The sequence below is a fragment of the Rhizomonospora bruguierae genome, assembly GCF_018397995.1.
GTDB classification, from domain to species: Bacteria; Actinomycetota; Actinomycetes; order Mycobacteriales; family Micromonosporaceae; genus Rhizomonospora; species Rhizomonospora bruguierae.
Window position 1 is genome coordinate 17044 of the sequence record NZ_BBQH01000010.1, and the last position, 12521, is coordinate 29564.

A 12521-nucleotide genomic window follows, 5' to 3' on the forward strand; every position below is an offset into this window, starting at 1 on the left:
CGCGCGGACCGGTCGGCCGGGGCGGGCCGTGTCGCCGCCGCTGGCAGGTCCGCCGGCGGATCCCATCGGACGTTGTGAATCACACGGCCGGCCGGCGCGACAACGTCACACCGGAGCGGCAGAATGCTCGGCGACCGTCCGTCGTGAGGAAGTGAACGTGTCACAGGTTTCGATATCGCAGCGGATCGCCGAGGAGCTGGCCGTCCGGGAGCGCCAGGTGGCGGCCGCGGTGGAGTTGCTCGACGGCGGCTCCACCGTGCCGTTCATCGCCCGGTACCGCAAGGAGGTGACCGGCAGCCTGGACGACGCGCAGTTGCGCACGCTGGAGGAGCGGCTGCGCTACCTGCGCGAACTGGAGGAGCGCCGCACGGCGATCCTGGAGTCGATCGAGAGCCAGGGCAAACTCGACGACGAACTGCGGGCGCAGATTCTCGCCGCCGACTCCAAGGCCCGGCTGGAGGACATCTACCTGCCGTACAAGCCCAAGCGGCGGACCAAGGCGCAGATCGCCCGGGAGGCCGGGCTGGAGCCGCTGGCGCAGGCGCTGCTGTCGGACCCGGCGCTCGAGCCGCGCGCCGCCGCCGAGGCGTACGTGGACGCGCAGAAGGGCGTCGCGGACGCGGCCGCCGCGCTGGACGGCGCCCGGGCGATCCTCATCGAACGCTTCGGGGAGGACGCCGACCTGATCGGTGCCCTGCGCGAGCGGATGTGGTCGCGCGGCCGGCTGGTGGCGAAGGTCCGCGACGGGCGGGCCGAGGCCGGCGCCAAGTTCGCCGACTACTTCGACTTCGGTGAGCCGTTCACCAAGCTGCCCTCGCACCGGGTGCTCGCGATGTTCCGGGGCGAGAAGGAGGAGATCCTCGACCTGACGCTGGAGCCGGAGGAGCCGCCCGTGGTGCCCGGCCCGAGCAGCTTCGAGGAGCGGATCGCGCACCGCTTCGGCATCGCCGACGCGGGCCGCCCGGGCGACCGCTGGCTGCTGGACACGGTCCGGCTGGGCTGGCGCACCCGGATCCTCGTCCACCTCGGCATCGACCTGCGGATGCGGCTGTGGCAGGCGGCCGAGGACGAGGCCGTGCGGGTGTTCGCCGCCAACCTGCGGGACCTGCTGCTGGCCGCCCCCGCGGGCACCCGGACCACGATGGGCCTGGACCCGGGCCTGCGCACCGGCGTGAAGGTCGCCGTCGTGGACGCCACCGGCAAGGTCGTGGCCACCGACACGATCTACCCGCACGAGCCGCGCCGGCAGTGGGACGCCTCGATCGCCACCCTGGAGCGGCTGGCCCGGGCGCACGGGGTCGAACTGGTCGCGATCGGCAACGGCACCGCGTCGCGGGAGACCGACCGGCTCGCCGCCGACCTGATCAAGCACCACCCCGACCTGAAGGTCACCAAGGTGGTCGTCTCGGAGGCGGGCGCGTCGGTCTACTCGGCCTCCGCGTACGCCTCGCAGGAACTGCCGGACCTGGACGTCTCGCTGCGCGGCGCGGTCTCCATCGCCCGCCGCCTCCAGGACCCGCTCGCCGAACTGGTCAAGATCGACCCGAAGTCGATCGGCGTCGGCCAGTACCAGCACGACATCTCCGAGGCCAAGCTCTCCCGGTCGCTGGACGCGGTCGTCGAGGACTGCGTCAACGGCGTCGGGGTGGACCTGAACACCGCCTCGGTGCCGCTGCTGAAGCGGGTCTCCGGCATCGGCGAGGTGCTCGCGTACAACATCGTTCTGCACCGCGACGAGCACGGGCCGTTCCGCAGCCGCCAGGCGCTCAAGGGCGTCCCCCGGCTCGGTCCGAAGGCGTTCGAGCAGTGCGCCGGCTTCCTGCGCATCCCGAACGGCGACGACCCGCTGGATTCGTCGAGCGTGCACCCGGAGGCGTACCCGGTGGTCCGCCGGATCGTGACGGCGACCGAGAGTGACATCCGCTCGCTGATCGGCAACGGGTCGCTGCTGCGCGCGCTCAAGCCCGAGTCCTTTGTGGACGAGCACTTCGGCCTGCCCACCGTGACGGACATCCTCGCCGAGTTGGAGAAGCCGGGCCGGGACCCGCGCCCGGCGTTCAAGACGGCCACCTTCGCCGACGGCGTCGAGACCCTCGCGGACCTGCGCCCCGGCATGGTGCTGGAGGGCGTGGTCACCAACGTGGCCGCGTTCGGCGCGTTCGTCGACGTCGGCGTCCACCAGGACGGCCTGGTGCACGTCTCGGCCATGTCCCGCACGTTCGTCAAGGACCCCCGGGACGTGGCCAAGCCGGGCGACGTGGTCAAGGTCAAGGTGTTGGACGTGGACATCCCGCGCAAGCGCATCTCGCTGACCATGCGCCTGGAGGACGAGGCGACCCCGGCGGCCGGCGGCGACCGGCGCGGCGGGGAGCGCGGCCAGCGCGGCGGCCAACAGCAGCGGGGCGGCCAGCAGCGGGGCGGTGGCCGGCAGGCGCCGGCGGACACCGCGCTCGCGGACGCGCTGCGCCGGGCCGGCCTGGCCTGAGGGTCAGCGGGGCAGGAAGGAGCCGTCGCGGGTGCGGGACTTGAGGCGGGTGGTCGGCATGGCCGGGGCGGGCAGCGGCTCGTCCGGGTCGTCGGCCACCGCGCCGAAGCGCCGGCCGGCCATCCAGTCCTCGCGGGCGGCGACGATCTCGTCGTGGTCGCGGGCGACGAAGTTCCACCACATCACCAGTGGCTCCGCGAACGGCTCGCCGCCGAGCAGGAACAGCCGCGCCGGCCGGTCGGCCTCGACGGTCAGTTCTGGGCGGTCCGTGCCGAGGTAGAGCAGGGAGCCACGCTCCAGCGGCACGCCGGCAACCCGCGCCGCGCCGGTCATGGCGAGCATCCCGTACTCGAAGGAGCGCTCCAGCGGCAGGCGCACCGACGCGCCGGCGGGCAGGAGGATCTCGACCCCCAGGATCGGCGTGTGCACCCGCGCCGGCGACGCCTCGCCGGCCAGCGAGCCGACGACCACGGTCATGGTCGCGCCGGCCTCGCTGACCACCGGTACGGCCGGGTGGTGCTCGAAGCGCGGCGGGGTGTGCCGGGCGTCCTCGGGCAGCGCGATCCACAACTGGATGCCGTGCATCGACGGCGGGCGCACGGGCGGCGAGTTCTCCGAATGCGCGATGCCCCGGCCGGCGGTCATGAGGTTGAGTTGGCCCGGGGCGACCGGCTGGACGCTGCCGACGCTGTCCCGGTGCAGGATCTCCCCTTCCACCAGCCAGCTCACCGTCTGGAGACCGGTGTGCGGGTGCGGCGCGACCCGCATGCCCGGGCTGGTGGACACGTCGTCGGGTCCGAAGTGGTCGACGAAGCACCAGGCGCCCACCATCCGTCGGGCGCGTTGCGGCAGCAGCCGGCGGACCGTCGTGTACCGGCCGATCGGCACGTCGTGGCCCGGCAACAGCAGGTTGGTCGGCGCACCGGCCAGCGTGACCGTCTCGGCGGGTCCGTGCTCCACGGTGGTCATGCCCGCAATCTACGCCGCCCGCCGGTAGTGGGCTCCCGCTCGGCGCGCCGCACCGCACGAGGGGGCGAGTGCGGCACAGCCCGTAAGGCGTCCTAGGAGGCTGGGAATCGGTAGGATTGCGGATCATGAGCGCGACGCTGATCGCCAGGGATCTCACCGCCGGGCACGGCGACCGGGTGCTGTTCTCGGACCTGGAGCTGGTGGTCGCGCCGGGCGACGTGGTCGGGTTGGTGGGCGCCAACGGGGCCGGCAAGTCGACGCTGCTGCGGTCGCTGGCCGGGCTGGTCCCCCTGGAGCGGGGCACGGTTCAGTTGAACCCGCCCACCGCCACCGTCGGGTACCTGCCGCAGGAGCCGGAGCGGCGAGCGGGTGAGACGGTGCGGGATCTCCTGGGCCGGCGTACCGGCGTCGCGGCCGCGCAGGCGGTGCTCGACGCGGCGACGGAGGCGCTGGCGGCACAGCGGCCGGGCGCGGACGACGCGTACGCCGCGGCGCTGGAACGCTGGCTCAACCTGGGCGGGGCGGACCTGGACGAGCGCGCCGAGCAGGTCGCCGACGAGGTGGGGCTGGGGGTGCGGCTGGACCAGCCGATGACCACCCTCTCGGGCGGCCAGGCGGCCCGGGCCGGGACGGCGTCGCTGCTGCTCAGCCGGTATGACATCTTCCTGCTGGACGAGCCGACCAACGACCTGGACCTGGCCGGCCTGGACCGGCTGGAAAGCTTCGTGACCGGGCTGCGGGCCGGGACGGTGCTGGTCAGCCACGACCGGGAGTTCCTGACCCGAACCGTGACCCGGGTGGTGGAACTGGACCTGGCGCAGCAGCGGGTGCGCCACTACGGCGGCGGGTACGAGGGGTACCTGGTGGAGCGGGAAACGGCCCGCCGGCACGCGCGGGAGCAGTACGAGGAGTACGCGGACACGCGGGCGGCGCTGGAGGCCCGGGCCCGGATGCAGCGCGCGTGGATGGAGAAGGGCGTCCGCAACGCGCGCCGCAAGGCGACCGACCCGGACAAGCACGTGAAGCACTTCCGGGGCGAGACGGCGGAGAAGCAGGCCGCCAAGGCGCGGCAGACGGAGCGGCTGATCGAGCGGCTGGACGTGGTCGAGGAGCCGCGCAAGGAGTGGGAACTGCGGATGGAGATTGCCGCTGCGCCGCGCTCCGGCGCGGTCGTCGCGGCCCTCCGCGACGCGGTCGTCCGCCTCGGCGCCCCCGGCGGGGACGCCGCCGCCACCGGCGGTGGCGAGGCGGGCTCGGCGGGGCGGGGGTTCACGCTCGGCCCGGTGACGTTGCAGATCGACTGGGCGGACCGGGTGGCGATCACCGGGGCGAACGGGTCCGGGAAGAGCACACTGCTGGGCGCGCTGCTGGGCCGGGTCCCGCTGGACGAGGGGCAGGCTTCGCTCGGGCCCGGCGTGATCGTGGGCGAGGTGGACCAGGCGCGCGGGCTGTTCCTCGGCGACGAGCCGCTGGTGGACGCGTTCCGGGCGGCGGTTCCGGCGATGCCGCCGGCGGACGCGCGGACGCTGCTGGCGAAGTTCGGCCTGCGCCGCGACCACGTGCTGCGCCCGGCCGCGACGCTATCGCCGGGCGAGCGTACCCGGGCGGCGCTGGCGCTGCTCCAGGCGCGCGGGGTCAACCTGCTGGTCCTGGACGAGCCGACCAACCACCTGGACCTGCCGGCCATCGAGCAACTCGAGTCGGCGTTGGCCAGCTACCCGGGGACGCTGCTGCTGGTGACCCACGACCGCCGGATGCTGGCGGCGGTGCACACCACGCGGCACCTGGTGGTGCGGGACGGCCGGGTCACGGACGGATGAGCCGGATGCCGGGCGGCGTGGGGCCGTCCACGGCCATCAGCGCCGCCGGCGCCTCCTCCAGGGTCAGCCCGCCGGTGACCAAGTCGCCGGGGCGCAGTCGGCCGTCCGTGATGAGGCGCAGCATCTCCGGGTAGGCGTGGGCGGGCATGCCGTGGCTGCCCAGGATCTCCAGCTCGCGGGCGATGACCAGGTGCATCGGCACGGCGGTGGGCGACGGCAGCAGCCCGACCTGGACGTGCCGGCCCCGCACCCGCAGGCTCGCGACCGACGCGGCGCAGGTGGCGGCGCTGCCGAGGGCGTCGATCGACAGGTGGGCGCCGCCGCCCGTCACCTCCCGCACCGCGGCGACCACGCCGGAGCCGGTCGCCGCGTCGCCGACCCCGCCGCCGGCGGCCGCGGCGGCGGCGGAGCCATTGACGACGGCGGTGGCGCCGCAGCGCCGGGCCAGGTCCAGCGCCGCGGGCGACACGTCCACGGCGACCGTACGGGCACCGGCGGCGGCCGCGATCAGCAGCGCGGACAGGCCCACCCCGCCGCAGCCGTAGACCGCCACCCACTCCCCCGGCCGCGCCCGGCCCTGCGCCACCACGGCCCGGAACGCGGTCGCGAAGCGGCAGCCGAGGCTCGCCGCGGCGTCGTGGTCGAGGTCGTCCGGCAGGCGGACCAGGTTGATGTCGGCCTCCCGCACCACCACGTACTCGGCGAACGAGCCCCAGTGGGTGAACCCGGGCTGGGTCTGCCGCTCGCAGACCTGCTGCTGGCCGGCGAGGCAGGCGGGGCAGCGCCCGCAGGCGCACACGAACGGCGCGGTGACCCGGTCGCCGGGCCGCCACCCGCGCACCTCGGCGCCCACGGCCGCGACCTCCCCGGCGAACTCGTGCCCGGGCACGTGCGGCAGGACGATGTCCGGGTCGTGGCCGCGCCAGCCGTGCCAGTCGCTGCGGCACAGGCCGGTCGCGGCGACCCGGATGACCGCGCCGTCGGGCGGCGGCACCGGGTCGGGCACCGCACGCACCCGGGGCGGTTGACCGAAGTCCTCGAACATCACGGCACGCACGCACCTAGGCTGGACCCGTGGCCGAGGATCCCGACGCCGACACGCTGGCGGCCGCCCGCCGGATGTTCGCCCTCGCCCGGGACGGGCGCACCGACGAGCTGGCCGGCTACGTCGACGCGGGCCTGCCGGTGAACCTGACCAACGACAAGGGCGACAGCCTGCTGCTGCTCGCGGCGCACCACGACCACCCGGCGACGGTCCGGGCGCTGCTGGCCCGGGGCGCGAACGCGGACCGGTACAACGACCGGGGGCAGACCCCGCTGAGCGCCGCGGTGCTGCGGCGGTCCCGCGAGTCGGTCGAGGCGCTCCTGTCGGCCGGTGCGGACCCGCGCGCCGGCGGCGCGTCGGCGGTCGAGACCGCACGCCGGTACAACCTGCCCGAGATGTTGGCGCTCCTGGAGGGCCGCGCCTGACCCCGGCACGCCCGGGTACCTGTCCGGCGGCGCCGCCCGGCCCGACCGTGAGTCTTCCGATCGGGTAACGGATCGGCCGGCGTCCTCGGTGGGTGGTGGCGCCCGCGACGTACTGTTCACGGCGTGAACGGGGAGAATCCCACGGATCGGCCGACCTGGCGGGTCCTTTTGTCATATGTTCGCCCGTATCGGTGGAGCCTGGTCGTCGGCGGTGCGCTCAGCCTGGTGACCGGCGCCTCCGGGCTGGCGCTGCCGCTGGTCGCCCGCGCGCTGATCGACGACCTGGGCGCCGGCCGCTCGGTGACCGGCCTGCTGCTGCTGATGACGCTGCTGGTGCTGGCCAACGCCGGCATCGGGGCGGTCGGCGCGTACGTGCTGCGCCGCACCGCCGAGTCGGTGGTGCTCACCGCCCGGCGCACGCTCACCGCCCGGCTGCTGCGGCTGAGCATCCCCGCGCTGGACCGCAGCGAGCCCGGCGACCTGATGTCCCGGGTCACCGCCGATACCACGCTGCTGCGCGAGGTCACCACGTCCGCCCTGGTCGGCGGCGTGACCGGGGTGGTGACCGTGGTCGCCACGGTGGTCCTGATGGCGCTGCTGGACCCGGTCCTGCTGCTGGTCACGCTGACCGCGCTGGTGCTGGCGGGCGTGGTGATCGGCCTCGTGGTACCGCGGATCAACCGGGCGGCGCGGCGGGCGCAGGAGTCGGTCGGCGTGATGGGCGCGGCGCTGGAGCGGCTGTTCGGCGCGTTCCGGACGGTCAAGGCGTCCGGCGCGGAGCACCGGGAGGGCGAGCGGATCCAGGCCGCCGCCACCGAGGCGTGGCGGGCCAGCGTGCGGGCCGCGAAGTGGTCGGCGCTGGCCGGGAACACCGCCGGCCTGGCCGCCCAGGCGGCGTTCATCGCCGTGCTCAGCGTGGGCGGCGCCCGGGTGGCCAGCGGACACATCAACGTGGGCACGCTGGTGGCGTTCCTGCTGTACGTGTTCTACCTCATGGCCCCGATCGGCCAACTGGTGCAGACGGTGACCCAGTACCAGATCGGCGCCGCCGCCGTCGGGCGCATCCAGGAGGCGGAGCGGCTGCCGGTCGAGCCCGAGGCGGTCCCGTCGGGCCTGCCGCCGGCCGGCGCCCACCCGGCCTCGGTCGGCTTCGAGGACGTGCGGTTCCGGTACCGGGACGAGTTGCCCGAGGTGCACCACGGGGTCACGTTCGCGGTGCCGCCGGGCGGCATGACCGCGTTCGTGGGCCCCTCCGGCGCCGGCAAGACGACCGTCTTCTCGCTGATCGAGCGGTTCTACCGGCCGGACGCGGGCCGGATCACGCTGGACGGGCGGGATCTGCGGGACTGGCCGGTCGCCGAGTTGCGGGCCGCGATCGGGTACGTGGAGCAGGACGCGCCGGTGCTGTCCGGGTCGCTGCGGGAGAACCTGCTCTACGGCGCGCCGGACGCGACCGAGGAGCGCCTGTGCGAGGTGCTGCGCACGGCCAGGCTCGACGGGCTGGTCGCCCGCCTCCCGGAGGGCCTGGAGACGGCGGTCGGGCACCGCGGCACCAAGCTGTCCGGTGGCGAGCGCCAGCGGGTCGCGATCGCCCGGGCGCTGCTGCGCCGGCCGCGGCTGCTCCTGCTGGACGAGGCCACCTCGCAACTCGACGCGGTGAACGAGGCGGCGCTGCGGGAGACCGTGGCGGACGCGGCCAGGTCCACCACCGTGCTGGTGGTGGCGCACCGGCTGTCCACGGTCACCATGGCCGACCGGATCGTGGTGATGGACGCCGGCAAGGTGCGGGCAGTCGGCACCCACGCGGAACTGGTCGCCGCGGACCCGCTCTACGCCGAACTGGCGGCGACCCAGTTCCTGGCGACCGCCTCGTGAGCTGACCCGCCGCGGTGCCGCCGAGCGACTCCGCTCGACGGCGGCCGGCGGCGCTCTCCGGTTGGCCGCCGGGCTACGCGGGCCGGGTGGAGTCGCGCAGGAACGAGGCCACGGCGCTCATGTCCTCGTCCTCGTAGCCCGCCTCGACGGCGGCCCGGACCGCGGCCCGGGTCGCGTCGAGTTGCTCCATGGTGGCACCGGCGCGGCCGGCGAGCGCCTCGATCAGCGCCAGGTCCTTGGCAACCAGCCCGAGCCGGAACGCCACCCCGGCGGACGCCGGGTCGACGAACGCCGCCCTCTTGTAGTGCACGTACGGCGCGGCGATCGCGCTCGCGCCGAACACGTCGTACGCGGCGGCCCGGTCGATGCCGGCCCGCTCGGCGAGCACGAGCGCCTCGGCGAGCGCCTGGTTGAGCGCGAACACCACCGAGTTGACGGCGAGTTTCATCGTCGCGCCCGCGCCCACCGGGCCGAGGTGGAACACGCTGCGGGCCAGCGGCTCCAGCGCCGGGCGGGCCCGCGCCAGTGCCGCCGCTTCCCCGCCGACCAGGAAGGTCAGCTCCCCGCGCTCCACCACCGGGACGCTGCCGGAGACGGGGGCGTCGAGCAGGTCGGCGCCGCGCCCGGCGACCCGGGGCGCCAGCGCCCGGACCGTTTCGGGCGCCACCGTGCTGGTCTCCACCACCACGGCGCCCTCCCCCACGCCGCCGAGCAGGTCGCCGTACACCTCGGCGACGGCGGCGTCGTCGGCGAGCGAGACGATGATCACGTGCGCGCCCTCGGCGGCCTCCCGGGCGGTCGGGGCCACCGGGGCGCCGGTGGCCGCGGCGTGGGCGGCGGTGCGGTTGTAGACGCGCACCCGGTGGCCGGCGCCGGTGAGCCGGCCGATCATGGCCGTGCCCATCCGGCCGGCACCGACGAATCCGATCCTCACGTCAGCAGCCACCCGCCGTCGACGGCCAGGTTCACCCCGTTCACGCCGCCATTCTCCAGCAGGAACACCACGGCGCCGGTGATGTCGGCCATGGTCACCAGCCGGCCGGTGGGCGTGCGGGCGCGGGTGGCGGCCAGCGCCGTGTCCTTGCCGGACCAGTACGGGCTGTCGCCGACGATGCCGGGGTGGATCGCGTTGACCCGGACCGGCCCCAGTTCGGTGGCCAGCGCGTGCACCATCCCGACCACCCCGCCGTTCACTGTGGACACGGTGGTGGAGCCGGGGTACGGCCGGTTCAGCGCCTGCCCGCCGAAGAGCAGGATCGACGCGTCCGGGGCGAGCCGGTCCAGCAGGGCGTGCACCACTTCGGTGTAGCCCACCAGTTTGAGCGTCACCAGGTGCACCGCCCGGGTCACGTCGTAGTCGGCGGCGGTGTTGTGGTCCCGGTCGATCGCGGCGAGCACCAGCCGATCGACCGGGCCGACCTTTGCCAGCGCGGCCGGGATGCCGGCCGGCTCGGCCAGGTCGAGCGCCACGCCCCGCGCCGTACCGGGGCCCGCCGCACCCAGTTCGCGGGCGACCGCCTCGGCCCGCCCCGCGTCCCGGCCGGTGAGCACCACCTCCCGGCCGCCGTGCACGTAGTGCGCCGCCACCTCGCGGCCCAGGCCGGACGTCCCGCCGACCACCACCACCGTCATCGGGTACCTCCCTCCAGCCGGTCCCGCAGGTACTCCCAGTCCCGCGCGAACCGGTACGAGTGCCGGCCTGGCGGCTGCGGCGCCTGGGTCTCCAGCCACCGCAGCGGGCCGTCGCCGAGGTTGCGAAACGCGTGCACGCAGCCGACGCCGGCGAACGCGACGTCGCCCGGCCCCAGGTCGTAGCGCTCCCCGTCGAACTCGCCCTCGGCCCGGCCGGTGAGGAACAGGTACGTCTCCTCGAACGGGTGGTCGTGCCGGCCCGCCACCCCGTCCGGGTCGTACTGGACCATGAACATCGTCGCCAGTTCGGCGCCCAGGTCCCGGTCCACCATCATCTTGACCGTGATGCCGCTGTAGACCAGCAGCGCGGTGCGCATGCTGGCGGAGACGGCCAGCAGGTTCTGGCTCTGCCCGCCGGGGTCCAGGTGCGCCGGCTCGATGTGGCCGAACCGGCGCACCCGCGGATCCCGCACGTCGACGGTCACCGGTGCGGGACCGTCCCATGGGGAGACGAGGTACGTGTCGTCGGCGTGACCGGCGCGCGGCTGCGGCGCGAGCAGCTCCGCCCACCGCGCCGGCTCGCCGCCGTCGTTGTGGAACGAGTGCGGCGTGCCGACCGGGACGAGGCCGTAGTCGCCCGGTCCGAGCCGCCACGCGCCCTCGTCGGTCCGCAGCACGACGGCGCCGTCGAGCACGTACACGCTCTCCTCGTACGAGTGGACGTGGGCTGGCACCGAGCCGCCGGACTCGAGCGCGCACACGCCGAATCCGGTGTGGACGGCCGGACCGCCGGCTCCCACGGCCGCGTCCCGGCCGAAGCCGACCGCGCCGGCCGCCCAGCCGGGAGCGGTGAAGGTCGCGTCGGTGGCCCGCCGGACCAGGTGCCCGCCCGCCATCACGCCGCCCGGGGCGCGCTCGCGGCGGCGGTCGCCTGCGCGGCCAGCAACCGGTCCCGGGCCTGCTCGACCAGGTTCCGGGCGGCGTCCACGTCCGCCAGGAGCCGGCCGCCGCGCTTGCGCACGATCCCGTCCACCAGCACGGTGTCTACATTTGACACGTCCGCGGCGAGGGTGACGGCCGCGACCGGGTCCAGCACCGGCGCGATGTTGATGCCGGCGTCGATCAGGACGATGTCCGCCCGCTTTCCGGGGGTCAGCGAACCGGTCCGGTCCGCCACCCCGGCCACCCCGGCGCCGTTGATGGTGGCCATCTCCAGCATCTGCCGGGCGGTCAGCATCGTCGCCGGCACCTCCACGTTGGCCTGCCAGCAGTCGGCGTTGACCCGGGCGCGCTCGGCGGCGAAGGCGGCCCGCATGTTGGTGAACATGTCCCCGGGCGCCGTGGTCACCACGTCGATGCTCAGCGACGGCTTCAGCCCGTACTCGATCGCCTTCATGACCGGCGGCCAGCCGTGCCCCATCTGAAGCTCGATCTGCGGCGCGACCGAGACGGTGCCGCCGCTGTCCCGAACCAGCCCCCACTCCTGCTCACTGAAGTAGCAACAGTGGACGTACGTGGTGTCCGGGCCGAGCAGACCCAGCCCGTCCAATTGCTTGACCATGCCGAACCGGCCGGCGAGCCGGCCCATGGCCACGTGGACAGTGATGGGAATGGCCAGCTCGCGGGCCAGCCCCCACTCCGCCCGGACCACATCGTCCACACAGAAGCCCGGACCGCGGGTGGCCAACCCCATCGTGAGCAGCCCTGAGTCGGAGGCGAAGTAGGTGTCCCGGATACGGCGCACGTCCGCGTCGGGGATCGCGATGGTGCTCTCGAACCAGTAGGCGGCCAGCGACGTGTTCGCGCTGCCGTACGCGTACTGGGCCCGGATGCCGCTGTCGGTCAGGCCCTGGATCGCCGCGTCGGGATGCTCGGGCGTGTTGTTGATGTGCGACCAGTCGACCAGCGTGGTGATGCCCGCGTTCAGGCACTCCAGCGAGCCGGCCAGGTTGGACGCGTACACGTCCGCCGCCGTGTACAGCGGCGCGAACGTGTCCAGGATCTCCACGAAGTAGTCGTCCAGGGTGGCGTTCGGCGCGCTGCCGCGGATCGCCGCCTCCCAGGTGTGCCGGTGGGTGTCGACGAAGCCGGGTACGACGATCATTCCGGCCGCGTCGATGACCTCGGCGTCCAGGTCGCCCAGGTCGGCCTCGACGGCGGCGATCGCCCCGTCCTCGATGAGAATGTCGCCGCGGGGCAGGTCGCCCAGGTGGGGGTCCACGGTGAGCACGCGCCCACCACGGATGAGGGTCCGGTGAGCCATGGGTCAC

At 74.5% G+C, this 12521-nt stretch carries 10 protein-coding genes and 1 pseudogene; 4 read left to right on the forward strand and 7 right to left on the reverse strand.

The genetic code is table 11. The features are described 5' to 3' along the window. Window positions 1–157 precede the first annotated feature (157 nt). Window positions 158–2485: a Tex family protein gene (locus KJS59_RS00150; protein WP_306345131.1), complete on the forward strand. Its 2328-nt coding sequence runs from the start codon at window positions 158–160 to the stop codon at window positions 2483–2485. 3 nt (window positions 2486–2488) lie between these two features. On the opposite strand, the gene KJS59_RS00155 is transcribed toward KJS59_RS00150, so the two are convergent. Then, on the reverse strand, window positions 2489–3454 hold the full coding sequence (locus KJS59_RS00155) for a pirin family protein (protein WP_213450118.1): 966 nt from the start codon (window positions 3452–3454) through the stop codon (window positions 2489–2491). A 125-nt stretch (window positions 3455–3579) separates the two neighbouring features. On the opposite strand from KJS59_RS00155, the gene KJS59_RS00160 reads away from it, so the two are divergent. Then, window positions 3580–5274 (forward strand): ABC-F family ATP-binding cassette domain-containing protein, encoded by a 1695-nt coding sequence (locus tag KJS59_RS00160; RefSeq protein WP_213450119.1) that lies wholly within the window; start codon window positions 3580–3582, stop codon window positions 5272–5274. Here the strand turns inward: KJS59_RS00160 and KJS59_RS00165 are convergent. Then, a complete protein-coding gene (locus KJS59_RS00165) occupies window positions 5261–6331 on the reverse strand; it encodes an alcohol dehydrogenase catalytic domain-containing protein (RefSeq protein ID WP_213450120.1) in 1071 nt (356 codons plus the stop codon). The two genes, KJS59_RS00160 and KJS59_RS00165, sit on opposite strands and share 14 nt — an antisense overlap. A gap of 17 nt (window positions 6332–6348) precedes the next feature. Here KJS59_RS00165 and KJS59_RS00170 point away from each other — a divergent pair, with 17 nt between their 5' ends. Next, window positions 6349–6744, forward strand: a complete 396-nt coding sequence (locus KJS59_RS00170) for an ankyrin repeat domain-containing protein (RefSeq protein ID WP_213450121.1) — start codon at window positions 6349–6351, stop codon at window positions 6742–6744. A gap of 123 nt (window positions 6745–6867) precedes the next feature. Then, window positions 6868–8619 (forward strand): ABC transporter ATP-binding protein, encoded by a 1752-nt coding sequence (locus KJS59_RS00175; RefSeq protein WP_213450122.1) that lies wholly within the window; start codon window positions 6868–6870, stop codon window positions 8617–8619. Between the two features lie 73 nt (window positions 8620–8692). On the opposite strand, the gene KJS59_RS32070 is transcribed toward KJS59_RS00175, so the two are convergent. From KJS59_RS32070 to KJS59_RS00195, 5 genes and pseudogenes are all read right to left on the reverse strand, one after another. Continuing rightward, window positions 8693–9103, reverse strand: coding sequence for an NAD-binding protein (locus KJS59_RS32070; RefSeq protein ID WP_376771108.1), 411 nt, complete (start codon window positions 9101–9103; stop codon window positions 8693–8695). Further along, a pseudogene (locus KJS59_RS32075) lies at window positions 9101–9568 on the reverse strand (NAD(P)-binding domain-containing protein); the annotation flags it as partial. The pseudogene KJS59_RS32075 and the gene KJS59_RS32070, both read right to left, overlap by 3 nt. Then, window positions 9550–10251 carry an SDR family NAD(P)-dependent oxidoreductase gene (locus KJS59_RS00185; protein WP_213450124.1) on the reverse strand — a complete coding sequence of 234 codons (702 nt, stop codon included), beginning with the start codon at window positions 10249–10251 and terminating at the stop codon, window positions 9550–9552. The gene KJS59_RS00185 and the pseudogene KJS59_RS32075, both read right to left, overlap by 19 nt. Then, the gene (locus KJS59_RS00190; protein WP_213450125.1) at window positions 10248–11147 is read right to left on the reverse strand and encodes a cupin domain-containing protein; all 900 of its coding nucleotides are present in this window, start codon (window positions 11145–11147) and stop codon (window positions 10248–10250) included. Before KJS59_RS00190 ends, KJS59_RS00185 begins: the two co-directional genes overlap by 4 nt. Further along, entirely contained in the window at window positions 11147–12514 is a 1368-nt protein-coding gene (locus KJS59_RS00195; protein WP_213450126.1) for an amidohydrolase family protein, read from the reverse strand. Before KJS59_RS00195 ends, KJS59_RS00190 begins: the two co-directional genes overlap by 1 nt. Window positions 12515–12521 lie beyond the last annotated feature (7 nt).